General features: G+C 67.4%; 18 protein-coding genes. 13 read left to right on the top strand and 5 right to left on the bottom strand.

Features of this window, described 5'->3' with window-relative positions; all coding sequences use genetic code 11:
• The first annotated feature begins 8 nt into the window (after positions 1-8).
• The 3 genes from B6S44_RS20725 (at position 9) to B6S44_RS20715 (ending at position 2,981) form a co-directional block, all read left to right on the top strand.
• Positions 9-1,013: a formate dehydrogenase subunit gamma gene (locus B6S44_RS20725; RefSeq protein ID WP_129158740.1), complete on the top strand. Its 1,005-nt coding sequence runs from the start codon at positions 9-11 to the stop codon at positions 1,011-1,013.
• Between the two features lie 181 nt (positions 1,014-1,194).
• Entirely contained in the window at positions 1,195-1,725 is a 531-nt protein-coding gene (gene mobB, locus B6S44_RS20720) for a molybdopterin-guanine dinucleotide biosynthesis protein B (protein WP_129158739.1), read from the top strand.
• A 2-nt stretch (positions 1,726-1,727) separates the two neighbouring features.
• Positions 1,728-2,981 (top strand): molybdopterin molybdotransferase MoeA, encoded by a 1,254-nt coding sequence (locus B6S44_RS20715; protein WP_129158738.1) that lies wholly within the window; start codon positions 1,728-1,730, stop codon positions 2,979-2,981.
• A gap of 105 nt (positions 2,982-3,086) precedes the next feature.
• On the opposite strand, the gene B6S44_RS20710 is transcribed toward B6S44_RS20715, so the two are convergent.
• The 3 genes from B6S44_RS20710 to B6S44_RS20700 all read right to left on the bottom strand — a co-directional run bounded on the left by B6S44_RS20710 (position 3,087) and on the right by B6S44_RS20700 (position 8,430).
• Complete coding sequence (locus tag B6S44_RS20710; protein ID WP_129158737.1) at positions 3,087-3,857, bottom strand: TIGR02186 family protein; 771 nt, start codon at positions 3,855-3,857, stop codon at positions 3,087-3,089.
• Positions 3,854-4,786, bottom strand: coding sequence for a sulfite exporter TauE/SafE family protein (locus tag B6S44_RS20705; RefSeq protein WP_129158736.1), 933 nt, complete (start codon positions 4,784-4,786; stop codon positions 3,854-3,856). The genes B6S44_RS20710 and B6S44_RS20705 overlap by 4 nt, the downstream gene beginning before the upstream one ends.
• Positions 4,787-5,013: 227 nt before the next feature.
• Positions 5,014-8,430, bottom strand: a complete 3,417-nt coding sequence (locus B6S44_RS20700) for an SEL1-like repeat protein (protein WP_129158735.1) — start codon at positions 8,428-8,430, stop codon at positions 5,014-5,016.
• A 369-nt stretch (positions 8,431-8,799) separates the two neighbouring features.
• Between B6S44_RS20700 and B6S44_RS20695 the strand changes: the two genes are divergently transcribed.
• The 5 genes from B6S44_RS20695 (at position 8,800) to B6S44_RS20675 (ending at position 15,384) form a co-directional block, all read left to right on the top strand.
• Complete coding sequence (locus B6S44_RS20695) at positions 8,800-9,261, top strand: MerR family transcriptional regulator (RefSeq protein WP_129158734.1); 462 nt, start codon at positions 8,800-8,802, stop codon at positions 9,259-9,261.
• A gap of 262 nt (positions 9,262-9,523) precedes the next feature.
• A complete protein-coding gene (locus tag B6S44_RS20690) occupies positions 9,524-11,320 on the top strand; it encodes an acyl-CoA dehydrogenase C-terminal domain-containing protein (RefSeq protein WP_129158733.1) in 1,797 nt (598 codons plus the stop codon).
• Positions 11,321-11,453: 133 nt separating this feature from the next.
• Positions 11,454-12,662 carry an acetyl-CoA C-acetyltransferase gene (locus tag B6S44_RS20685; protein ID WP_129158732.1) on the top strand — a complete coding sequence of 403 codons (1,209 nt, stop codon included), beginning with the start codon at positions 11,454-11,456 and terminating at the stop codon, positions 12,660-12,662.
• An 11-nt stretch (positions 12,663-12,673) separates the two neighbouring features.
• Entirely contained in the window at positions 12,674-14,878 is a 2,205-nt protein-coding gene (locus B6S44_RS20680; RefSeq protein WP_129158731.1) for a 3-hydroxyacyl-CoA dehydrogenase NAD-binding domain-containing protein, read from the top strand.
• A gap of 14 nt (positions 14,879-14,892) precedes the next feature.
• The gene (locus B6S44_RS20675; protein WP_129158730.1) at positions 14,893-15,384 is read left to right on the top strand and encodes a peptide deformylase; all 492 of its coding nucleotides are present in this window, start codon (positions 14,893-14,895) and stop codon (positions 15,382-15,384) included.
• A gap of 131 nt (positions 15,385-15,515) precedes the next feature.
• On the opposite strand, the gene aptA is transcribed toward B6S44_RS20675, so the two are convergent.
• Complete coding sequence (gene aptA, locus B6S44_RS20670; RefSeq protein WP_129158729.1) at positions 15,516-16,856, bottom strand: omega-aminotransferase AptA; 1,341 nt, start codon at positions 16,854-16,856, stop codon at positions 15,516-15,518.
• A 181-nt stretch (positions 16,857-17,037) separates the two neighbouring features.
• On the opposite strand from aptA, the gene B6S44_RS20665 reads away from it, so the two are divergent.
• The 3 genes from B6S44_RS20665 (at position 17,038) to B6S44_RS20655 (ending at position 21,364) form a co-directional block, all read left to right on the top strand.
• Entirely contained in the window at positions 17,038-18,822 is a 1,785-nt protein-coding gene (locus B6S44_RS20665) for a hypothetical protein (protein WP_129158728.1), read from the top strand.
• Between the two features lie 145 nt (positions 18,823-18,967).
• Positions 18,968-20,422 carry an EAL domain-containing protein gene (locus tag B6S44_RS20660; protein WP_129158727.1) on the top strand — a complete coding sequence of 485 codons (1,455 nt, stop codon included), beginning with the start codon at positions 18,968-18,970 and terminating at the stop codon, positions 20,420-20,422.
• Between the two features lie 84 nt (positions 20,423-20,506).
• Positions 20,507-21,364, top strand: coding sequence for a TIGR01459 family HAD-type hydrolase (locus B6S44_RS20655; protein WP_129158726.1), 858 nt, complete (start codon positions 20,507-20,509; stop codon positions 21,362-21,364).
• Positions 21,365-21,422: 58 nt separating this feature from the next.
• On the opposite strand, the gene B6S44_RS20650 is transcribed toward B6S44_RS20655, so the two are convergent.
• Entirely contained in the window at positions 21,423-21,806 is a 384-nt protein-coding gene (locus B6S44_RS20650) for a response regulator (RefSeq protein WP_126113555.1), read from the bottom strand.
• A 277-nt stretch (positions 21,807-22,083) separates the two neighbouring features.
• Between B6S44_RS20650 and B6S44_RS20645 the strand changes: the two genes are divergently transcribed.
• On the top strand, positions 22,084-22,530 hold the full coding sequence (locus tag B6S44_RS20645; protein ID WP_465246125.1) for a MaoC family dehydratase: 447 nt from the start codon (positions 22,084-22,086) through the stop codon (positions 22,528-22,530).
• A gap of 79 nt (positions 22,531-22,609) precedes the next feature.
• Entirely contained in the window at positions 22,610-23,593 is a 984-nt protein-coding gene (locus tag B6S44_RS20640; RefSeq protein WP_129158725.1) for a bifunctional riboflavin kinase/FAD synthetase, read from the top strand.
• The last annotated feature ends 209 nt before the right edge of the window (positions 23,594-23,802 follow it).

The raw sequence follows: 23,802 nt of genomic DNA, 5'->3' as shown, positions 1-23,802 counted from the left end.
CGCTCGCAATGTCGCTCCGCGCCCATCTCCGCTTCCTCGTCGCGGCATTGCTGCTGGCCGTCGCGGTCGGCTTCGCCCAGCCCGGCGCCGCCCAGCAGGTCAATCCGACGGCTGACTCGGTCAAGGAGAAGCAGTTCCTCGACGCGCTGAAGGGCAACCCTTCAGCCGAGTTGCAAGGCCGGATCAGCATCCCCGACACCAAGGCGGCGACGCTGGAGCGTCCGGCCGGGCGCGAATGGCGCGCCTTCCATCAGAATACGATGACGAAGATCGGTGCGGTCGCCGTGCTCGGCATGCTGATAGCGCTCGTCGCCTTCTATCTCTTCCGCGGCCGCATCCGGATCGAGGGCGGCCCATCCGGGCAGACGCTGACACGCTTCAACGGCTTCGAGCGCTTCGTCCACTGGCTGACCGCCGCCTGCTTCATCGTGCTGGCGCTATCCGGGCTCAACGTCACCTTCGGCAAATCGTTGCTGCTGCCGCTGATCGGCCCGGAGGCATTCACCAATATCTCGATCCTCGCGAAATGGGCGCACAACTATCTCGCCTGGCCGTTCATGCTCGGCATCGCCCTGATGTTCCTGGTCTGGATCAAGGACAACATCCCCAGCATGATTGACGTCCGCTGGTTCGCGGCCGGCGGCGGCATTGTCGGCAAAGCCCACCCGCCGGCGAAGCGCTTCAATGGCGGCCAGAAGATCGTGTTCTGGACGGTGGTGCTCGGCGGCGCGGCGCTCGGCGTTTCCGGCATCTATCTGCTTTTCCCGGCGACGGCCGGCGGCGTGCTCGACCTGCAATTCTGGAATGTGGTCCATGGTATCGTCGGCGTGCTGATGGTCGCCGCGATTCTGGCGCACATCTATATCGGTACGATCGGCATGGAGGGCGCCTTCGACGCGATGGGCTCCGGCGAGGTCGACCTCAACTGGGCCAAGGAGCACCATTCGCTCTGGGTCGCCGACGAGGTGCGCAAGGGGCATGTCGGGAGCGGCAAGCTGCAGCCGGCCGAGTGAAGCGCTGACGTCATTGCGAGCGCAGCGAAGCAATCCAGAAGGTTTCGCTCGACGGCTCTGGATTGCTTCGTCGCTCCGCTCCTCGCAATGACGGTGAGCCTTGACCGGCTGAACCCATTTGCACGATGACTGCCGGGCGCCTCTTGCGCCCGGCTTTGTCTTTTTTGGGATGTCCTTGTCGATGCGTGTGATCGGACTGGCGGGCTGGAGCGGGGCCGGCAAGACGACCCTCCTCACCAGGCTGATCCCGGAGTTCAACCGCCGGGGCGTTACGGTCTCGACGATCAAGCATGCCCATCACGCCTTCGATCTCGACACGCCCGGCAAGGATTCCTGGGCTCACCGGCAGGCCGGCGCGTCCGAGGTGCTGATCTCGTCGGCGAAGCGCTGGGCGCTGCTGCATGAATTGCGCGACGAGCCGGAGGCCACGCTGCCGGAGCTGCTGGCGCGGCTGTCGCCGGTCGATCTCGTCATCGTCGAGGGCTTCAAGCGCGATCCGCACGCCAAGCTCGAGGTCTATCGCGCCGCCAACGGCAAGCCGCCGCTGCATCCGGATGATCCCAGCATCGTCGCCATCGCCAGCGACACCGCCTTCCCGGAGGCCCGCCGGCCGGTGATCGGGCTCGACGATGTCCCGGCCATCGCCGATTGTCTGTTCGCTGAGGCGCAGCCGCTCGACGCGGTGCTGGCGCGGGCAAAGAAGGGTCTCTGACGATGGCGCAGCTCAGCGCGGATGCCGACGCCTTCGGGCCGATGCTGACCATCGAGCAGGCGGCCGAGCGCGCTGCCGAACGGGTCAAGGCCGTAGCCGGGATCGAGACGGTTCCGCTTGCTGCGGCAGATGGGCGCGTGCTGGCGCAGGACGTGATCGCGCCGGTCGATCTGCCGCCCTTCGCCAACTCGGCGGTCGACGGTTATGCGGTCCGCTTCGCCGACCTGACGGCAGGCGGGGAGACGAGGCTGCCTCTGTCGGGCCGGGTCGCGGCCGGCGCCGACGCTGCCGGTGTCACGACGACGGGGATGGCGGTGCGCGTCTTCACGGGTGCGCCGATGCCGGCCGGTGCCGAAACCGTCTTCATGCAGGAGGATGTCGCACTGGAGGGCGGCGCGGTCGTTCTCCCGGCCGGGCTGAAGCGCGGCGCCAATGCCCGCCCCGCCGGCGAGGATATCGGGCGCGGCAATCTCGCGCTCGCCGCCGGCCGGCGCCTGCGCCCGCAGGATTTGGCACTGCTCGCCGCGCTCGGCCTGACCGAAGTTGCAGTCCGCCGCCGTGTCCGCGTGGCGATCTTCTCGACCGGCGACGAGCTCAACGAGCCCGGCACGGCCCTGCCGCCAGCCGGCATCTACGACGCCAATCGCAGCCTGTTGCGCGCGATGGTGGCTCGCGCCGGGGCGGAGGTTGTCGACCTCGGCATCCTGCGCGATGAGCCGGAGAGCCTTGCCGCGCGGCTGCTTCAGGCGGCGGAAAGCTGCGACCTGATCCTGACCTCGGGCGGCGTCTCGACCGGCGAGGAGGATCACGTCAAGGCGGCGGTGGAGCGCGCCGGCGAACTCGCCTTCTGGCGGGTGGCGATCAAGCCCGGCCGGCCCGTCGCGATGGGGCTGGTCAGCGGCACGCCCTTCATCGGCCTGCCGGGCAATCCCGTCGCGGTCTTCGTCACCTTCGCCTTCGTCGCCCGGACGGTGATCGCGCTGCTGTCGGGTACGACGCCAGCGCGGCTGCATGGCCTGCCGGTCAGGCTCGGCTTTCCCTACAAGAAGAAGGCGGGGCGACGCGAATATGTGCGGGTCACGCTTGCGCCAGGAACTGACGGCATCGCGGTGGCGCAGAAGCACCCGCGGGACGGGGCCGGTGTGCTGACCTCGCTGACCGAGACCGACGGGCTGGTCGAGTTCGCCGACGACCTGACGAGCGTCACTGAGGGCACGATCGCGCCCTTCCTCGCCTATGAGGTGCTGACGGGCTGAGCTTCGCCGTCATTGCGAGGAGCGTCAGCGACGAAGCAAACCAGGGGCGGCAGAGCTCTACGTCTCCCTGGATTGCTTCGCTGCGCTCGCAATGACGGAAATGGCTCAATCGCGCCGGAAGATCACGGTCGCAAGCCAGCCGAACAGTAGCGCGAGGACAGCGGTCGCCAGGCCATAGAGGAACGGCCGCTCATGCGCCGCCGACGCCATGCTCTGTTCCGCACCGGTCTTCACCACTTCGAAATTGGTGGTCTGGCGCGCCAGCACCGAACCGCCGGCATAGAGCAGGATCTCGACTTCGTAAGGACCGGTCGGCGCCGTCGCCGGGATCTTGATCTGCGAGCTGAACAGGGCCGGCGACAGGAAGGTGACGCCGCGCTCGTCGAGCAAGTAAAGCTGCTTGCCTTCGAGGGTTCGGATCAGCGCGTCGCGATAGCGGCCGATATCGAAGTCAAAATCGAAGCCGGCTTGCGAGCGCTGCGCGTTGGCGAGACCGATCCGGTCGCGCCGTGCCGCGTCCTCCGACACGATCTCCTTGATCGGCCGGTTGGTCGCGACCGAGAGATAGATCGAGCGGTCGGGGAAGCGCCGCTGGCTGCGGTTGATCCAGATCGGCCCGACGCGCTCCTTCTCGCGCACGATCAGCATGCGCTGCGGTCCGCGCACCGTGACGACGATGTCGTGGGGGTCGGCGCGCGCCACCGAGCGCCCATCGCGCTCGACCAGGCCGAACACCGCGAGTTGGTCTCCGGTGAAGTTGGAGGCGATCGCGATCCGGTGGGTCGACAGGGCCGCGATCAAGGTCTCGGCCTTCGCCGGAACGCTGGCGAGCGTCGCGAGGCAGGCTGCGGCCAAAGCGAGCGCCGCGCGTCTCATCGCTGCGCTCCCTCCGGCACGACCACCGAATAGGGTTCGTTCGGCGGCAGGAAGAGCTCGACTCCAAAGCGCAGGCCGACCGAGAGGATCAGCAGTGCCAGCAGCAGCCGGAACGACGACACGTTGAGGTTGCGCGCCGCCCGGCCACCGAACTGCGCGCCGATGACGCCGCCGACCAGCAGCAGCATGGCGAGGATGATGTCGACCGACTGGTTGGTGACGGCGTGCAGCACCGTCGCGCCTGACATGGTGACCAGGATCTGGAACAGCGAGGTGCCGACCACCACGGCCGGCGGAATCCGGAAGAAATAGATCAGCGCCGGCACGAGCATGAAGCCGCCGCCGACGCCGAGCACGGCGCCGATGAAGCCGATGACGACGGCGAGGCCCGCGATCGGGATGACGCTGGCATAGAGCTGCGAGCGCGGGAAGCGCATGCGCAGCGGCAAGCCCATCCAGGGCGGGTGCGAGCCGGCCTCGCGCAGGCGGCGGGCCGGCTTGCCGCTACGGTCGCGCAGTGCGGCGCGCACCGCGTCGAACAGCATCAGCCCGCCGATCAAGGTGAAGAGCGTGACATAGGACAGGGTGATGACCAGCTCGAGCTGGCCGAGGCGCCGCATCGAGTTGAAGAACAGCACACCCATGATCGTGCCGAACAGGCCGCCCGCGACCAGGACGCCGCCGAGCTTGAAGTCGAGCGCATTGCGTCGCCAGTAGGTCAGAACGCCGGTCATCGACGAGCCGGCGACCTGGGCCGCGACGGTCGCGACCGCGACGGCCGGCGGGATGTCGAGGAAGATCAGCAATGGCGTCAGGAGGAAGCCGCCGCCGACGCCAAACAGACCCGAGATGAAGCCGACCGCGCCGCTCAGACCAAGGACGAGGAAAATGCTGATCGGCAATTCCGCGATCGGGAGATAGATCTGCACTCTTCCAAACCCCGTCCGCCGTCGACGCCTTCACGCCGGGCATGGTCCGCAGAAGTGGACACCACTTTTGCGACGAGAACGTGCCCGATCTGCCTTACCGGCGCGAATTCGGGCCGAACGGAACGTGCTGCAGCGTCGAGCCAGTGACGCTACAGCCGAAACCTTTTCAATTTGTGCAGCTCTGAGGGACTCTCGGGCGCCTGCTGAAGGGCTCGTGCCGCGACGACTCAGCCGCGGCCGGGCTTCGCCGGCTTCTTGGCTGCGACCGGCTGCTCGTCCCAGCCCTTTGCCGGCGGCGTCACCTCGTTGGCGTTCGCCTCCAGCGGCTTCGGCTTCCAGCTCTCTGTCGCCGCCTTGGCCGCGGCAAGATCGCTGGCGGAGAGCCGGCCCGCGACCTCGTCGCGCTTGCGCCCTGCATCCTCGTCGCCCTGGGCGGCGGCGATCGCGAACCAGCGATAGGACTGGCCGAGATCGGCCGGTGCGCCGAGGCCGCGGCCGAGCAGGATGGCGAGGTTGTACTGGCTGTCGCGCACGCCGTGCTCGGCGGCGCGGCGGAACCATTCGGTCGCCGTGGCGTAGTCCGGCTTGCCGCCGGCGCCTTCGGCGTAGAGCACCGCGAGATTGTGCATCGCCTTGGCGTTGCCGCGTTCGGCGGCGCGGCCATACCAGACCTTGGCGAGCGCCGGGTCGCGATTGGTGCCGATGCCCTTCTCGAACATGTTGCCGAGGCGGAACTGGGCAGGCGTGAGGCCGGCGACGGCGGCGCGCTCGAACAGGCGCAGCGCCAGCTTCGGGTCGCGATTGGCCGGTGCGTCCGCCGCCTGGGCGGCGAGCTGATAGACGGCGCGCGCATCGCCCGCGAGCGCCGCCTTGCGCAGGCCGGCGCTGCCGAGCGCTGCCGGCAGATCGCCGATGCCGGTGACGGTCTCGGTCGCCTCGGACGGGCTCTGCAGGGGCAGTGCGGCGACCAGGGAGGGCACTGTGGCAGCTGGCGTCTCTGGGCTCGCTGCCGGCAAGGTCGGGACAGGCGCGAACGCGGCTGCCTGTGCCGGTGTCGTGCCGAGCTGCAGGGGAGGCAGGGCGGAATTCTGATCCTTTACCGGCGGAGCCGCCTGCTCGATCGGGGCGGACTGCGGTGTCGGCTGGATCGCCGGCGTCTCGACGGGCGCGGCCTTGGAGGGGGCGGTCTGGATGCTCTCGTTCGCCACCTGCTTCTTGGCGCTCTGCTGGGACAGGTAGGTCCCCGCGGCGCCGACCGCCAGGATAAGGGCGGCGAAGCTGAGCAGCAGCGGCCGCCGGCGCTTCTCCATGATCTCCTTGAGGCGCCCGCTGGAGGCCGGCTTGCCGGCCTTGCCGGGCTTGGTCGTCTCGGCCACGGCCGTGGGATTGGCGGAGGCTGCCTCGCTGGCGGCCTTGGCGGAGCGCCGTGCCGCGGCGATCAGGCTCTGGCGCACGGCCTGGGGATCATTGCCCTGCGGGGCGGGCGCATCGGGGCGCGGCCGGCCGGAGCCGGGCTCCAGCGGCAGATCGAGCCCGCTTGTGCGCGGCAGCCGCGGCTCGGCGGCGAAGCGCTCGGCCATCACCGGTGCGGTGAGGGCCGGTGCCCTCGCATCTTCGGCCTCGGTTGCGGCCTGAGCCCGCGGCGCCGCTGCGCTGCCGCGGCGGCCGCGGTCGACACCGAGCTCGGATTCGAGGTCGCCGAGGCGGCCGATGATGGTTTCCAGCGTCCGGTGGACTGCGCCGATCGCATCCTGCGTCTCGCGCCCGGCCGAGACATGGGTCTCGCGCAGGCCGGTCATGAGATCGCTGAGCTCGGACAGGCTCGCGCCGCGCGACGGCGCCATGTCGGCCATGGCGGCCCGTGCAGCGCGCTCGGCGGTGACGGCGGTGTCCTCGCGCATGCCCTGCAGATGGACCACGAGATCCTGTAGCGTCCGCTCGATGCCGTTTTCGGCCGTGCGCGTCGCCGCCTGCTCGTCGAGCCGCTGCGTCAGGCCCGCGATCTGCTGCTCCAGCGCATCGAAGGAATCCGAACCGGCGCCCGGCCGGCCGGCTTCGTCGATCTTGGCTGCAAGGCCGCGCAGCATCTCCTCGACCGGCCGCATGTCGACCCGCGCCAGCGGGGTTCCGCCATCGTCGACCATGTGGGCGAGGGTGCTCGAGGCCGCGAGCTGCTCGACGCGGCTGGTCAGCGCCTCGATCCGTTCATCGAGCCGGCTCGGGGCCTTGTCGGCGAGGTGTTCGAGTTTGACCACCAGGGCTTCGATGCGCTCGGCCAGCTCATTGGACGCCGGGCGCCCGCTGGCGTCGAGCTCGCCGAGACGGGCGATCAGCTGGTCGACCTGGCCGTCGATGACGGAGGTCTTCATCGCCGGCAGAGAATCGATCTTCTGAGCGAGCGCTTCGACCTGGCGCGACAAGGCAAGCAGCGGGCCGCTCTCGCCGAGGCGCTCGCGCGAGCGATCAGAAAGCAGCGTCTCGCGCACATCCTCGATCGCCAGCGACAGGCCGTGCAGGTCGCGATTGTCGTCGCGCAGGCGGCCGACATCCGAGGTCAGCGCGTTGAGCTGCAGCGAGAGATCGTCGAACCGCCGGCCATCCGACGAGGAGACGACCTCGCGCAGCTCGGCCAGCTCGTTCAGGATCGGGGCGATCGTCTGGCGGTCGCCGCCGCGCGTGGCGAGCGCGTCGACCTTGGCGGCGAGATGGGCGATCTCCAGCTCGAAGCGATTGTAGCTTTCATTGGAACGCGTCTCGGCCAGCCGGCCGATCTCGGATTCAATCCGCGCCAAAGGCTTGAGGACCGGATCGAGCCGGTCACGCCCGTCGAAGCGATCGAGCCGGGCGCCGAGCTCGCCGATTGCGCGCTCCAGCGGCCGGTAGGCGCCGCGCTGGTCTTCGGCGCGCGGCACGGGCTGCGGGGCTGGGGCGATCCGGTCGCTGAGCTGGCGCAAATCGTCGCGCAGGCTCGCGAGCGACGGCGCGGGGGCCGGCCGCTCGAAAGCGGTAGCGCGCGCATCACCGTCGAGGGAGCGCTGGCGCGAGCGGATATCGGAAACGGCGGCGGCCAGGCCGTCGCGGCTCAGCACCGGACGCGGCGGTGGTGGCGGCGGCGCGACCGGCCGGCGGCTCGCCTCCTCGGCCCGCCGCTCCATCTCGCTGAGGCGTTCGCCCATCGCCTTGATGGAATCGGCGATCACGCTGGTGGTGCGTTCCTGCCGCTCGACCGTGGCACGCTCGCCTTGCGACAACCGGCTCTCGGTGCGCTCCATCCACTTGGCGATCGAGTCGAGGGCGCTTGCTGTCCTGGCATTGCTGTCGCGCGTCAGGCGCTCCGCCATCGCCGCCTGGGTGATGAACGCGTCCATACGATCACGCGCGATCTCCGGCCTGGCATTGGCAGCCTGGGGTGCCGCGGCCGTCTGCATCCCACCCTGGGAGAGGCGGGCGAGGCGCTCCGACAGCGCGACGATGTCTTGCTCTTCCGCCTCGTTGACGACGGAATCGGGTTCGCCGGCCTCTTCGCGGATCTTGCTGTCGAGCCATTCGCCGAGCGTCATCCCGGCCCGGCGTGCGGCAGTCTTCGCCGCATCGCGTGTGCGCGGGTCGACGCCCTTGACGCTCCAGGGCAGGCTGGTCGCCATGTCACGTTCGCCTCGAGGGGCCGGTCTTGGCTTAGCGAGCGCGCAGCCCCCTCATGCGGCGGCGCCCCTGCGATCTCGGCATTCATGAACATCGGGTTGATGTGGCTGATGCTGGAGATCGCGGTACCGACTTTTCGCAGTCACGGTAAACAGAGCGTTAAGATCAGGGGCGCGGACGTTAATTTTGTCCAAACATGCGCCACGACAGCCCGTTCGAGGCTCGGTATACACGGGGCATAACCGTAACTTACCCCCAGCCGGAGGCGAATAACGTGACGTAAGGGAGCCGTAGCCCCTACATTGCCGGCAACGCAGGAGCGCCTTCCGATGGGGCAGGCAGCTCCGCCCCGCAACCCGCAAGGATCAGATATGCCGCGCCAAGGCTCAGCTCTGGCGGCCACACCGAGTCACGACGGCCGCTCCGCCTCCCCCCAGACGACGAACGACAGCGAAGCCGGTGGCTTCACCATCAGCGATCTCGCCCGCGAGTTCGGCGTCACCCTGCGCACATTGCGCTTCTATGAATCGCGCGGCTTGCTAGCGCCGGCCCGTTCGGGCCTGACCCGGATCTATTCCGGCCGCGACCGTGCCCGCCTCGCGCTCATCCTCAAGGGCAAGCAGCTCGGCTTCACGCTGGTCGAGATCCGCGCCATGCTCGCCAATGAGGAAGGCAAGGAGATCAAGGGCAAGGAGCCGTCCGCCTCGGTCGGTGGCCTGCAGCTCAGCCGCAGCCAGATCGCCGAGCAGCTTGAATTGCTGCGCAGCCAGCGCACCGAGATCGAGGCCGCCATCGCCGAGCTCGAGACGACTCTTTCGCGCCTCGACGCCTGACGCGGCCCGGTCGGCTGACCGGCCCATACCGCTGAGATCACGATGCCCCGAACCTCGCCGGTCCGGGGCATTTTTCGTTTGCAAGCCGATCGCTGCTCGCGCCAATCTCTCTTGGCAGCGCTGTCCGGGCGAAAAAGTTGATGTGGCCCCTTGGCAAGCTGCGACCAGATAGTTTATATATGAACTATTCCGAGGCGCCGCTGTCATATAGAGCCGGCAAGCTTCGTCCAAGATCGTTGTCAAAACGCCAGGGAGGAATGCGATGCCGGTTTACAAGGCACCCGTCGAAGACACGCTGTTCCTGCTCAACGACGTCTTCCAGTTCGAGCGCTACAACAACCTGCCGGGCTTCGCCGAGGCGACGCCCGATCTGGTCGAGGCCGTGCTCGGCGAGGGCGCCAAGCTCTGCGAGGAGGTGCTGCAGCCGCTCAACCATTCCGGCGACAAGGAAGGTTGCAAGCGCAACGATGACGGCTCGGTGACGACCCCGAAGGGCTTCAAGCAGGCCTATGAGGCCTATGCCGCCGGCGGTTGGGTCGGGCTCGCCATGGACCCGGAATATGGCGGCCAGGGGTTGCCCTATACGCTCGGCGCCATCATGAACGAGTTCTCCTCCTCGGCGAACATGGCGTTCTCGATGTATCCCGGCCTGACCATGGGCGCGATGGCCGCGCTCTATGTCCACGGCTCCGACGAGGTGAAGCGCACCTATCTGCCGAAGATGGCCGAAGGTACCTGGTCGGGCACGATGAACCTGACCGAGCCGCATTGCGGCACCGATCTCGGCCTGATCAAGACCAAGGCCGTGCCGAACGGCGACGGCACCTATGCGATCACCGGCACCAAGATCTTCATCTCGGCCGGCGAGCAGGACATCACCGAAAACATCGTCCACCTCGTGCTCGCCCGCATCGAGGGCGCGCCGCAGGGCGTCAAGGGCATCTCGCTCTTCGTCGTGCCGCGCAACGAGGTCGGTGCCGACGGCTCGGTCGGCGCGAACAACCACGTCTCCTGCGGCTCGATCGAGCACAAGATGGGGATTCACGGCAATTCGACCTGCGTCATGAACTATGACGGGGCCAGGGGCTGGCTGGTCGGGACCGAGAACAAGGGTCTCAACGCCATGTTCGTGATGATGAACGAGGCCCGCCTCGGCGTCGCGATCCAGGGCCTGGCCCAGTCCGAGGTCGCCTATCAGAACGCCGTCGTCTACGCCAAGGACCGCCTGCAGGGCCGCGCGCTGACTGGCGCCAAGAACCCCGACAGGGCCGCCGACCCGATCATCGTCCATCCGGACGTGCGCCGCACGCTGATGTCGATCAAGGCCTTCAACGAGGCGGCGCGCGCCTTCGTGCTCTGGAACGCGATCAAGTCGGACGTCGCCCACCGCTCGACCGACGCCGCCGAGCGCCAGGCCGCCGACGATCAGCTCGGCCTGATGACGCCGGTGCTCAAGGGTGTGCTCACCGATGTCGGCTTCGATAATGCGGTGAAGGCCCAGCAGATGTATGGCGGCCATGGCTACATCGCCGAATGGGGCATGGAGCAGTTCGTCCGCGATGCCCGCATCGCCATGATCTACGAGGGCGCCAACGGCGTGCAGGCGATGGACCTGGTCGGCCGCAAGCTCGGCCGAGACGGTGGCCGCGCCATCATGGCTTTCTTCAACGAGGTCGGCGCCTTCGTGAAGGAGAACGAGGGCGACGAGGCGTTGAAGCCGCTGCTGGTTTCGCTCGCAGCCTCGCTCGGCCATCTCCAGCAGGGGACGATGTGGTTCATGCAGAACGCGCTCGCGAAGCCGGACAACGCCGGCGCCGGCGCGCATGACTATATGCACCTGCTCGGCCTGGTCTCGCTCGGCTATATGTGGGCCAAGATGGCCAAGGTCGCGCAGGACAAGCTCAAGGCCGGCGCGAATGGCGCGACCGAGCGCATGAACGCCAAGCTCGTCACCGCCCGCTTCTTCATGGAGCGTTCGCTGCCCGAGACCGCCGCCCATCTGGCGCGGATCACCACGGGGGCGGATTCGACCATGGCGCTGAGCGCCGAGCAGTTCTGAACGTGAACGTCATGCCCGGGCCCAGGCCCGGGCATCTTGCAGAATTGCCTCGTCATGAAATGGTCGGGTCAAGCCCGACCATGACGGCGGGGACCGAAACGAGCCGCAATCGCGGCCAGCCCGGGAGGCCTTGATGGCTGACGCCTTCATCTACGATCACGTCCGGACGCCGCGCGGAAAGGGCAAGGCCGACGGTTCGCTCCACGAAGTCACCGCGATCGAATTGGGCACGCAGACCCTGCGCGCCATCAAGGAGCGCAACAATCTCGATACCAAACTGGTCGAGGACGTCGTCTTCGGCTGCGTCGACCCGGTCGGCGAGGCGGGCGCCGACATCGCTCGTACCGTCGCGCTCAAGGCCGGCTATGGCAAGGAAGTGCCGGGCGTGCAGATCAACCGCTTCTGCGCCTCGGGCCTCGACGCGGTCAATCTCGCCGCGGCGCAGGTCATGTCCGGCCAGAAGGAGATGACGATCGGCGGCGGCGTCGAGAGCATGAGCCGCATCGGCATGGGCGCCTCGGGCTTCGGCATCGCGGTCGACCCCTCCGTCGCTATCGATACCTATTTCATGCCGCAGGGCGTCTCAGCCGACCTGATCGCGACGAAATACGGCTTCTCGCGCGATGATGTCGACGCCTATGCCGTGCGCTCGCACAAGCGCGCCGCGGCCGCCTGGCAGGCCGGCCACTTCAAGAATTCGGTGATCCCCGTCACCGACGTCAACGGCCTGATTATCCTCGACCGCGATGAGACCATCCGCCCGAACACCGACATGCAGGCGCTGGCCTCCCTCAAGGCTTCCTTCGTCCAGATGGGCGAGATGGGCGGCTTCGATGCGGTCGCGACAGCCGCTCACCCGGATGTCGAGTTCGTCAACCACGTCCACCACGCTGGCAACTCGTCGGGCATCGTCGACGGCGCCGCGGCCGTGCTGGTCGGCTCGAAGAAGGCCGGCAAGGCATCCGGCCTGAAGCCGCGCGCCCGCATCCGCGCCTTTGCCACCACCGGCTCCGACCTCGCGCTGATGCTGACCGGCCCGGTCGACGTCACCGAGCTCGTGCTGAAGAAGGCGGGGATGAAGGTCAAGGACATCGACCTGTTCGAGCTGAACGAGGCCTTCTCCTCGGTCGTGCTGCGCTATCAACAGGCCTTCGACATCGACGACGCGGTGCTCAACGTCAATGGCGGCGCCATCGCCATGGGCCACCCGCTCGGCGCCACCGGCGCGATGATTTTGGGCACCGTGCTCGACGAGCTCGAGCGCACCAACAAGCAGGTCGCGCTGGTGACGCTCTGCGTCGCCGTCGGCATGGGCGTCGCCACCATCATCGAACGGGTTTGAGGAGAGAGCCGATGAACCTCGTCAATTTCCGCTTCGAGACCGACGCCGACGGCATCGCCACCCTGACCTGGGACATGCCCGAGCGTTCGATGAACGTCATCACCCCGCAGGTGATGGAAGAGCTCAATCAGATCGTCGACAAGGTCGCCTCGGATGAGGCGATCAAGGGCTGCGTCATCGTCTCTGGCAAGGAGGCCTTCTCCGGCGGCGCCGACCTCACCATGCTGCAGGGCCTGCGCGACCTCTATGTCAAGCTCGCCAAGGAGCAGGGCGAGCAGATCGCGATGCAGCGCTTCTTCGACGAGAGCCGCAAGCTCAGCCAACTCTATCGCAAGCTCGAGACCTGCGGGAAGCCGTTTGCGGCGGCGATCCATGGCGTCTGCCTCGGCGGCGCCTTCGAGCTCGCGCTCTCCTGCCAGCTGCGCGTCGTCTCGGACGATGCCTCGACCCGCGTCGGCCTGCCCGAGATCAAGGTCGGGCTGTTCCCCGGCGCCGGCGGCACCCAGCGCGTCTCGCGCCTGATGCAGACCGGCGACGCGCTGCAGATGATGTTCAAGGGCGAGCAGATCAAGGCGCTGCCGGCCCGCAACTCCGGCCTCGTCCATGCGGTCGTGCCGCGCGACCAGATCGTCGCCACCGCCAAGGAATGGCTGAAAGCCAATCCGCAGGCCAAGCAGCCCTGGGACGATCCGAAGTTCAAGCTGCCGTCCAACAAGGTGCATTCGCCGGCCGGCATGCAGATCTGGCCGCCGGCCAGCGCGATCTATCGCCGCGAGACCAACGACAACTACCCGGCCGCCCGCGCCATCCTGAGCGCGGTCTATGAGGGCCTGCAACTGCCGATGGACCTCGCCCTCAAGGTCGAGAGCCGCTATTTCGCGAAAATCCTGCGGACGAAGGAGGCGGCCTCGATGATCCGCTCGCTCTTCGTCTCGATGCAGGAGCTCAACAAGGGCGCCCGCCGCCCGCCCGACGTCCCGGCTTCGAAGCTGAAGAAGATCGGCGTCATCGGCGCCGGCTTCATGGGCGCCGGCATCGCCTATGTCACCGCCAATGCCGGCATCGAGGTCGTCCTCGTCGACAAGGACCTCGAGGCTGCCGAGAAGGGCAAGGCCTATTCGCACAAGCTGGTCACCGACCAGATCACCAAGGGCCGCGCCAAGACCGCCGATCGCGATGCGCTGCTCGGCCGGATCAAGGCCAGCGCCGACTATGCCGACCTCAAGGGCTGCGACCTGATCGTCGAGGCGGTGTTCGAGGACCCCAAGGTCAAGGCCGAGGTCATCGCCAAGGTCGAGGCTGTGGTCGGTCCCAAGACCATCTTCGGCTCCAACACCTCGACGCTGCCGATCACCGGCCTCGCCGAGCACAGCGAGCGCCCGAAGAATTTCATCGGCATCCACTTCTTCTCGCCGGTCGAGAAGATGCTGCTGGTCGAGATCATCATGGCCAAGAAGACCGGCAAGAAGGCGCTCGCCATGGCGCTCGACTTCGTCCGCGCCATCAAGAAGACGCCGATCGTCGTCAACGACACCCGCGGCTTCTACGCCAATCGCTGCGTCGGCAACTACATCCGCGAGGGCCACCTCATGCTGATGGAAGGCGTGCCGCCGGCGATGATCGAGGCTGCCGGCAAGCAGGCCGGCATGCCGGTCGGCCCGCTCTCGCTCAATGACGAGGTCGCGGTCGATCTCGCCTACAAGGTGCTGAAGGCGACCAAGGCGCAGCTCGGCGACGCCTCCGTCGATCCGGCGCAGGAGAAGCTCCTCGCCGAGATGGTCGAGAAGCACGGTCGCCTCGGCCGCAAGAACAAGAAGGGCTTCTACGACTATCCGGAAGCCGGTCCCAAGCGGCTCTGGCCCGGCCTTGCCGATCTCACCAGGAACAAGCTCGAGCCCGAGCTGGTCGACATGGAAGAGCTGAAGCATCGCCTGCTCGTTACTCAGGCGCTGGAAGCGGCCAAGACCTATGAGGAAGGCGTCGTCACCGATCCGCGCGAGGCCGATGTCGGCTCGATCATCGGTTTCGGGTTCGCGCCGTATTCGGGCGGCACGCTGAGCTACATCGACAATATGGGTGCGGCTGCCTTCGTGAAGCTCTGCGAGGGCCTAGCCAAGAAGCATGGCGAACGCTTCAAGCCGAACCGGCTGCTGAAGCGCATGGCCAAGACCGGCGAGAGCTTCTACGGCAGCGCCGGGAAGAAGGCCGCGGCTTAGGTGTAGTCGGCGCCTTGGCTGTCCGAAGCATCATTGCCTTTCCCGATCCCCGGCTGCGCCTGCCCGCGCAGCCGGTCACGCGCTTCGATGCCGATCTGCGCGCGCTCGCCGAGGATCTGCTCGACACGATGCGGGCCGCGCCGGGCGTCGGCATCACGGCGCCGCATATCGGCGTGCTCTCGCGGCTCGTCATACTGGAGCTCTCGCCCGGCGAGGTCCGCACCTATGTCAATCCGGAACTGGACCAGGTCTCGCGCGAAACCATCCGTCACACCGAGGGCAGCGTCTCGATGCCGGGCGTCACCGACGAACTCGAACGCCACGCCCGCATCCGTGTGCGCTATCAGGATCTCGGCGGGACGGAGCAGAGCGAGGACGCGGACGGCCTGCTTGCCGTCTGCCATCAGCACGAGATCGACCAGCTCGACGGCGTCTTCTGGATCGACCGCCTGTCCCGGCTCAAGCGCGACAGGCTGATCGCGCGCTACAACAAGCTGCGGCGGTAATGTTCTGACGGCAGAGCGTCATGCTCGGGCTTGACCCGAGCATCTCGTTCCGCAGGAGGCTCCAATGCCCCTTCCGGCCGGAGATTCTCGGGTCCGCGCTTCGCTTAGCCCGAGAATGACGCCTGTTCTGCTCAGTTCGCCACCGCCTTGATCACCCGGCGCAGCTTCTCGACCAGTTCCTCGACCTGGGCTTCCGTGATGATCAGCGGTGGCGAGAAGGCGATCGTGTCGGCGGCGGTGCGGACCATCAGGCCTTCATCGCGGAAGAGGCGGTCCATCGCCTCGAAGGCGCGCTTGCCAACGCCCTCCGCCCGCGGCGCGAGGTCGACGGCGCCGACCAGGCCGAGCGTGCGGATGTCGACGACGTTCGGCTCGCCCTTCAGGCTCATCACAGCATCGGCCCAGCTGTCTTCCATCGCCCGGGCGCGCTCGAACAGGCCCTCGTCGCGATAGATGTCGAGCGCCGCCAGGCAGGCCGCAGCCGCCAGCGGATGGCCGGAATAGGTATAGCCGTGGAACAGTTCGATGACGTTGTCCGGCCCGCCCATGAAGGCGTCGTAGATGTGCTTGCGCACGATCACGCCGCCCATCGGCACCGCTCCCGAGGTCACGCCCTTGGCGAAGGTGATCATGTCGGGGATGACGCCGTAGCGCTCGGCGGCGAAGGCGAAGCCGAGGCGGCCGAAGCCGGTGATCACCTCGTCGAAGATCAGGAGGATGCCGTGCTTGTCGCAGATCTCGCGCAGGCGCTTGAGATAGCCCTTCGGCGGCGGCAGCGCGCCGGTCGAGCCCGCCATCGGCTCGACGATCACGGCGGCGATGGTCGAGGCGTCGTGCAGCGCGACGACGCGCTCGAGATCATCGGCGAAATGCGCGCCATACTCCGGCTCGCCCTTGCTGAAGGCCTGCTTCTCGCGGTCATAGGTGTGCGAGATATGGTCGGTGCCGGTCAAAAGCCCGCCGAAGAACTTGCGGTTGTTGACCATGCCGCCGACCGAGATGCCGCCGAAGCCGACGCCGTGATAGCCGCGCTCGCGGCCGATCAGCCGGGTCTTCGAGCCCTTGCCCGAGACGTTCCAGTAGGCGAGGGCGATCTTCAGCGCCGAATCCGCCGCTTCCGAGCCGGAGCCCGCGAAGAAGACATGGTCGAGATCGCCCGGCGCCAGCGCTGCGATGCGGGCGGCGGCGGCGAAGACCTTGGGGTGGCCGTATTGGAAGGAGGGGGCGTAGTCGAGCTCGCGCGCTTGCGCCTGGATCGCCTCGATGATCGGTTCGCGGGCATGGCCGGCATTGCAGCACCAGAGGCCGGCCGTGCCGTCCATCACCGGCTTGCCCTCGGGGGTGTAATAGAACATGCCCTCGGCCCGGGCGACCATGCGCGGGTTCTGCTTGAACGACCGGTTCGCCGTGAACGGCATCCAGTAGGCTTCGAGGTCGTTCGGCGAGCTGACGGCGCGCGGCGCAGAGGTCATGATCCGGTCCCATTTAGTTTTTTAAAGCTTCCTCAACCTAGCAGCGCGGTCGGGGCTGTAAATCCGCGTCGGCTCGGGGCATGCCTGCGTCCGGCGGGCGACAGCCCGTCTTTCTGGGTAGGTGACGTAACGTCGTTTCTGGCGTAGCTTCAGCATGGGGGTAACACTGGACTACGCCCCAATGACTGAAGGCGTTGCCGGTCGGGATGGGAGCGAGCCAGTCGCGCCGGAGGAGATCCGCGCGGAACTGGAACGTGTCCTCGCCTCCGACATTTTCCGCAGCGCGCCGCAGCTGAGCTCTTTCCTGAGCTATGTTGTCGAGCAGGCGCTGGCCGGCCGGGCCGGCGAGCTGAAAGGCTATACCATCGCCGTCGAGGCGTTCGGCCGCTCCGCCGATTTCGATCCGCAATCCGATCCGATCGTCCGGGTCGAGGCCGGCCGCCTGCGCAAGGCGCTCAATCTCTATTTCGCGGCCGACGGCGTACGCGATCCAGTCCGGATCGCTATTGCGGTCGGAGCCTATGTGCCAAGTTTTACGCGACTCGCCGCGTCCGAGTCGGAGCCGACCGCGGTGGCGTCGGATACGGGGCAGGCCGTGATGCCGGCCGCCGCACTGATGCGCTTCCGGCTCTATGCCGCCGGCTCGGCCGCGCTGCTGGCTGCCCTGATTGCGCTTGCCGCCTGGTATGTCTCGCGCATCGGGTCGGAGCCCGGGACGACGATGGCAAAGGGGGATGCGCTCGCATCACGACCCGCATTGTCGGTCACGCCGGAGCAAAAGCCGCCGGAGACCGCTGCCGAACCGGTCACGGTGGCGGCGAGCCTGCCGGTGGTCGCCGTCCTCGTCGCGGGCGACATCGTCGACCCAGCGGTCGAGGATGCGGCGCGGCTGTTCATGCGCCACCTCGTCGACACCATGGCTCGTTTCGACGACCTGCTCGTGGTCAAGACACCAGGCACGGCGCTGCGGCCGGAGGATGGAGCCGATTATGTCCTCACCCTCAACACCGCGCGGGCCGGCGACAAGGTCGAGGGCTTCGTGCGGCTCAGTGCCGCGAAGGACGGACGCATCGTCTGGACCACGTCCGGCGAGCGCAACCTCGCCTCACTTGGGGACGGTGTGGAGCTGCGCGAAATGGCCCAGCAGCTGGCGATCCGGCTCGCCCAGCCTTACGGCATCCTGCATGCCGACCTCAGGCTGGCGACGCTGCCGCCTGCGACCAGCTGTATCTATCAGGCGCTCAACGTCCGCCGGCATATGCGGGCCGAAGAGCACCTTGCCGCTCGCAGCTGCCTCGATGCGCTTATCGCGCGCGATCCCGAATTCCACCCGGCCTGGTCGCATCTGGCGCTGCTCACCGCGGACGAATACGCCTCCGGCCTGAACGTTCGTTCCGGCTCGCCGCTCGATCGTCTTCTCGCCGCCGCGGTCAATGCGGTGCGGCTGGCGCCGGTGAGTGCACGGGCGCACCAGGCGCTGATGGAGGCGCAGTTCCTGCGCGGCATGACGGAGGAAGCGCTCAAATCGGGCCGGGAGGCTCTGGCGCGCAACCCGTACGATCCCGACATCATGGCCGATCTCGGGGCGCGCTATGTCCAGCTCGATCGCGCGGCAGAGGGGCTGCCGCTGCTCGAGCGCGCCGCCGCCCTGAGCAATGGCCGACCCTCCTGGTACGATATCTACCTGTTCCTCGCGGCCCACCTGACCGGCGCCGGCAAGCTCGCCGAAAACCAGGCTGCCTTGATCAAGTCGGACGAGACCCCCCTCGGCCTGATCGGGCGCGCCGTGGCGGGCGCTGCCGCCGACGACCGTGTCGATCTGGCGGAGGTGCTGCGATTGCTCGGACAGGCCGAGCCGCTGTTTGCCCTCGATGCGCGCCTCTATCTGACCCGCAAGGGGTTTTCCCCGGCGGCCAGCGACCGCATTCTCGCTGCCATCGGGCAGGTCGGATTGCAGCCGCGCTAGCGCCGGTTCCTGTGCACTTCTCCGGACGCGCCCGCGAGATTTGTCGAAGGGCCTCGCAGTCGATGAATCCGGTCGCTATTCTGCGTTGATCGCAGCTGATTCGTAGCGTCGCGTTCCCTCTCAACCCCTTGCGCGATTTCGGCCCTTGGCTCGCATCCGACTCAGCGCTCTCTCTCCGGCTGCCAGCGGCGTCGCCGGCTTTTCGCTGGGTGCCGCCGCCATTCTGCTGTTGCCGGGCAATCTCGCCAATGCGCTGGGGCTCCTGAGCGCCGGGCTCGGCCTTGCCGGCGCCGCGGCTCTGGCGCGCCGTAACTCAACGCGCGAGCGCGAGCAGCTGCTCGCAGCGATCGGAGAGGTCAAGGTCCGCCTCGCTACGAATGCGATCCGTGTCGATGCGATGGCGAAGCGCTTCGACCAGATGCCGATGGGCGAGGCTGATGCCGCGCCGGCCAAGGCGATGCTCAATGAGCTGACGGCCGAGGTCGGCCTCCTCGGCGATCTCCTGCAACAGGTCGCGACGACGCTCGGTGAGCATGACGACCAGCTCAGCCGGATCGAGGGGCGGCTCGCCAATCCGCAGCCACAACCGGCACGCCTCGCAGCGTTCGCGCCCGAACGCACCGAGCCCCGCATTCCGGAGCCTCTGACCGCGAGCCGGCAGGATCCCGCCGAAGCGGCGCAGCGCCGCGCCGCCGAAGAGCGTGCTGCCTTGATCAGCGAGGCGCTGGCGAAGGGGCAGGTCGAGGTCCATCTCCAGCCGATCGTCAGCCTGCCGCAGCGCCGGACGCGTGGCTATGAAGCGCTCGTCAGGCTGAGGCTCGACGAGAAGACGCTGCTGCTGCCTTCGGAATTCCTGACCACGATCGAGAAGCGCGGCTTCGGCCCGACCCTCGATGCGCTCGTCCTGACGCGGGCCCTTGCCATCGCGCGTCACCTCGGCAGCAAGTCGGGCGAGCTCTTCGTCTCCTGCAATTTCAGCGCAGCAACCTGGAATTCGTCGCGGGCGCTGGCGGCGTTGTCGCGCATCCTAGAAAAATACCACGATCATATCGGCAATCTCGTCATCGAGGTGCCGCAGCGGGTCTTCAGGTCGTTGGAGCCGGCGAGCCTCGGCCTGCTCGGCGCTATGTCGGCGGGCGGCGTGCGCTTCGCGCTCGACCATGTCTCGGACCTGCGCTTCGACCCGGTTTCGCTGCATGATCGCGGCGTGCGCTTCGTCAAGGCTTCGGCGGCGCTGCTGCTGGCGGAGGCGCGCGGCAGCAAGCTCGTCGATATCGCCGTGGGTGATCTCGCAGTCCAGCTCGCCCGCGGCTCGATCCAGCTCGTGGCCGAGGAGGTCGAGGACGACCCGATGGTCGCCGACATGCTCGACCTCGGCATCGGCTTTGGCCAGGGCATCGTCTTCTCGCCGCCGCGTCCGGTCAGGCCTGAAGTTTTCGCCGAGCCGCGGGTGGAGGCCGCTCCCGCCGCAATTCCCACGCCTGCGGTCGCGTCAGCGCCGCCCGCTTCCGCCGACGTGGTGGAGCATCCCGCTTTGGCACAGCCGGCGGCGGTGAAGCGCGTGCCCTTCCGCGATATCCTGCGCCGCGCCACCGCCTGAACGCCTCGCTGAGGACGGAAGCGCTGGCTCGATTCGGCGAAGCCGCGTAAACAGGCCGCGCCTGTCGCCAGCGGAGCCTGCCCCGTGCCGTCTATCACCCGTCTGCTTTCTGGAATCGCGCCTGTCATCGGCCAGTATGAGCTTTGCCTCTGCGACATCTGGGGCGTGGTCCATAACGGCGTCGCGCCCTTCGCCGCGGCCTGTGACGCCCTGGCGAGGATGCGGGCGGCCGGCGTCACCGTCGTGCTGGTCTCGAATGCCCCGCGCCCGCGCTCGGAGATCGCCGTCCAGCTCGGCAAGCTCGGTGTTCCCGGGGATACCTTCGATGCGATCGTCACCTCCGGCGACGTCGCGCGCGACCTGATCGCCCATCGCGCCGGCGAGCCGCTCTATCATCTTGGCCCGCCGCGTGACCTGCCGCTGATGGCCGGGCTCGATGCGCCGCGCGTCGGCCCTGCCGAGGCGCACTATATCGTCTGCACCGGCCTGTTCGACGACGAGACCGAGACGGCTGAAACCTATGCCGATCAGCTCGCCGGCTTCGCTCGCCGCGACCTGACGCTGATCTGCGCCAATCCGGATCTCGTCGTCGATCGCGGCGGGCGCATCGTGCCTTGCGCCGGCTCGCTCGCGGTGGCCTATGAGAAGCTCGGCGGCAAGGCGATCTATGCCGGCAAGCCGCATGCACCGATCTACGATCTCGCCATTCGCCTCGGCCAGGAGCTGCGCGGCGAGACGGTCGAAAAGGCGCGTATCCTGGCGATCGGCGACGCGATCCGCACCGATATCGCCGGCGCCGTCGGGTATGGGCTCGATTCGCTGATGTGCGTCGCCGGCATCCATGCCGGCGAGATGGAGGGCTTGTCGGAGGAGGCGCTGCAGGGCTGGTTCGGCCGGCAGAACCACAAGCCCGATTACGCCATGCCGCATCTGGCCTGGTGAGTTCCAGCTTTGCGCGAATTCTGATCGTTCGACCGTTCCGGTCGAACGGAAAGCGCGCTCAGGCGGCGCAGGCCGCCTCGATCTTCGATTTCAGCGTCTGCGCGTTGAACGGCTTGACGATGTAGTTGTTCACGCCGGCCTTCTTGGCGGCGATGACGTTCTCGGTCTTCGATTCCGCCGTCACCATGATGAACGGCGTCTCGGAAATGGCGTCCTCGTTGCGGACCTGGCGCAGCAGCTCGTAGCCGGTCATCGGCTCCATATTCCAGTCCGAGATCACTAGCCCGTATTTCTTGTCGCGCATCTTGGCGATCGCGGCAGTGCCGTCGGAAGCATCGTCGACATTCTCGAAGCCGAGTTGCTTCAGCAGGTTACGGATGATCCGCACCATCGTCTGATAGTCGTCCACTACCAGGATCGGCATTGACGGATCGACAGCCATGACGGCGCTCCAAGCAAGTAGTCCGCGGCGCCGACGATGCCGACGCGGGCCGCTCTCGCAGAGAGGCGACCTTTGGTCAACTGTGATAGGCCGGCGACGTTTCAAAGCCGTTAACCCGGTCGCGGAGTGACCTTGCGGCATACGACCTTTGGGGGAGATCGGAACAACGGAACAGGCACCAAAGTTCAATGGTGCGGTGCAGCGACGTGTGAGACGCTTCCTGCTCAATCCGGATGCAGGCGGTCCTCCGCCGTGCTGCAGTTGCGAGAACTGACCGATGATGGCGAGCACGCTCTATCAAGTTCACGCCTTCGAGGATCTGGTCGTCGGGCAGCGCGAGAGCCTGATGCGCACCGTCATGGAGCGCGATATCTCGCTCTTCGCCGATCTATCGGGTGATGCGAATCCGATCCATCTTTGCGACCGCTATGCCGCCTCGACCAAGTTCGGCCAGCGCATCGCCCATGGCATGCTGACGGCGAGCCTGGTCTCGGCCCTGCTCGGCACGCGCCTGCCGGGGCCGGGTGCGGTCTATCTCTCGCAGACGCTCAATTTCCTCGCGCCGGTGAAGATCGGCGATGTCGTCACTGCCCAGGTCGAGGTGGTCGAACTCGTCCCCGAGCGCCGTCGCGCCCGGCTGTTCTGCGAATGCCTGGTCGACGGCAAGGCCGTGCTGGAAGGCGAAGCCTGGGTGGCGTTACCGCGCGCGGCGGCGAAGGGCTGAGGCCCGGCCTTGACGCTCCCCGCTGCTTGGGGCCAAACACGGCCCTAGCCGGGGCTTCCCGGTGCCGACCTTGCGTTCCATGACCTCATCCTCCGGCGCGCCGCGATCCGATGCGCAGCCCGTCTTCGTTCTCGATCCCGGCAAGCCGGTGCCGGCCGAACTGCGCGGCCGGGTGCTGGCGCTCGGCAATTTCGACGGCGTCCATCGCGGCCATGCCGAACTCGCGCGCGTCGCCAGCAAGATGGCGATGGAGCAGGGGACAAGCGCCGCGGCGCTGACTTTCGAGCCGCATCCGCGCAGCGTGTTTCGGCCGGAGCAGCCCGTCTTCAGGCTGACGCCTGAGCCGATCAAGGTCGCGCTGCTCGCCGGCCTCGGGCTTTCACCCAGCTTCATCATCCCCTTCGATCGCGCGATCGCCGGCATTCCGGCGGAGGCCTTCGTCGACGAGCTGTTGCTCGGCCAACTTGGCGCTGCCGGTCTCGTCTGCGGCTATGATTTCCATTTCGGCAAGGGCCGCACCGGCTCACCCGAAATGCTGCAGGCCCGTGCCGGTCATGCCGGCATCCCCGTTGCTGTCGTGCCGCCCTTCGCCTTCCAGGGCGAGCCTGTCTCCTCGACCTTGGTGCGCGCCGCGCTCGAAGCCGGCGACGTCAGCCATGCTGCCGCACTGCTCGGCCGGCCCTGGTTCGTGCGCGGCGAGATCGCCCATGGCGACAAGCGCGGCCGTGATCTCGGCTATCCCACCGCCAACATGCATCTGCCCCGCGACTGCCGCCTGCGCTTCGGCATCTATGTGGTCCGGATGAAGATCGACGGTGTCTGGCGCGATGGCGTCGCCAGCTTCGGTAGCCGCCCGACTTTCGACGACGGCGCGCCCCGGCTCGAAACCTTCGTCTTCGAGTTTTCCGGCGATCTCTACGGCAAGATCGTCGATGTCGCCTTCGTCGCCTTCCTGCGCGGCGAGGCGAAATTCGATACGCTCGACGCGCTGATCACCCAGATGGATGCCGACGGTGCGAGCGCGCGCGACATCCTGGCGAAAACGCCGGCCTTCCTTCCGTAAGCGCCCGCTGCTAGAGCGGGTGGATCGCTATGGTGGCGCGACGCCGTCATTCCGGACAAGCTGCGAAGCGGCGCAGCTCCGGAATCCATCCTAGGGCCTCGAGCTTTACGATGGATTCCGGGACTTCGCTTCGCTACACCCGGAATGACGGCGCGTTTCCATAGTAATCTGAAATGCGTTAGAAGCCGCTCATGTCCGCTCTCCACATT

Source organism: Allobosea sp. Tri-44 (assembly GCF_004123845.1).
Classification (GTDB): Bacteria; Pseudomonadota; Alphaproteobacteria; order Rhizobiales; family Beijerinckiaceae; genus Allobosea.
This window is presented reverse-complemented; position numbering and strand designations above follow the sequence as displayed.

What these genes read in the sequence shown, in the direction of transcription:
- B6S44_RS20725 (WP_129158740.1), top strand. Translation starts at nt 9, where the DNA reads ATGTCGCTCCGCGCCCATCTCCGCTTCCTCGTCGCGGCATTGCTGCTG.
- mobB (WP_129158739.1), top strand. Translation starts at nt 1,195, where the DNA reads ATGCGTGTGATCGGACTGGCGGGCTGGAGCGGGGCCGGCAAGACGACC.
- B6S44_RS20715 (WP_129158738.1), top strand. Translation starts at nt 1,728, where the DNA reads ATGGCGCAGCTCAGCGCGGATGCCGACGCCTTCGGGCCGATGCTGACC.
- B6S44_RS20710 (WP_129158737.1), bottom strand. Translation starts at nt 3,857, where the DNA reads ATGAGACGCGCGGCGCTCGCTTTGGCCGCAGCCTGCCTCGCGACGCTC.
- B6S44_RS20700 (WP_129158735.1), bottom strand. Translation starts at nt 8,430, where the DNA reads ATGGCGACCAGCCTGCCCTGGAGCGTCAAGGGCGTCGACCCGCGCACA.
- B6S44_RS20695 (WP_129158734.1), top strand. Translation starts at nt 8,800, where the DNA reads ATGCCGCGCCAAGGCTCAGCTCTGGCGGCCACACCGAGTCACGACGGC.
- B6S44_RS20690 (WP_129158733.1), top strand. Translation starts at nt 9,524, where the DNA reads ATGCCGGTTTACAAGGCACCCGTCGAAGACACGCTGTTCCTGCTCAAC.
- B6S44_RS20685 (WP_129158732.1), top strand. Translation starts at nt 11,454, where the DNA reads ATGGCTGACGCCTTCATCTACGATCACGTCCGGACGCCGCGCGGAAAG.
- B6S44_RS20680 (WP_129158731.1), top strand. Translation starts at nt 12,674, where the DNA reads ATGAACCTCGTCAATTTCCGCTTCGAGACCGACGCCGACGGCATCGCC.
- aptA (WP_129158729.1), bottom strand. Translation starts at nt 16,856, where the DNA reads ATGACCTCTGCGCCGCGCGCCGTCAGCTCGCCGAACGACCTCGAAGCC.
- B6S44_RS20665 (WP_129158728.1), top strand. Translation starts at nt 17,038, where the DNA reads ATGACTGAAGGCGTTGCCGGTCGGGATGGGAGCGAGCCAGTCGCGCCG.
- B6S44_RS20650 (WP_126113555.1), bottom strand. Translation starts at nt 21,806, where the DNA reads ATGGCTGTCGATCCGTCAATGCCGATCCTGGTAGTGGACGACTATCAG.
- B6S44_RS20645 (WP_465246125.1), top strand. Translation starts at nt 22,084, where the DNA reads ATGATGGCGAGCACGCTCTATCAAGTTCACGCCTTCGAGGATCTGGTC.
- B6S44_RS20640 (WP_129158725.1), top strand. Translation starts at nt 22,610, where the DNA reads ATGACCTCATCCTCCGGCGCGCCGCGATCCGATGCGCAGCCCGTCTTC.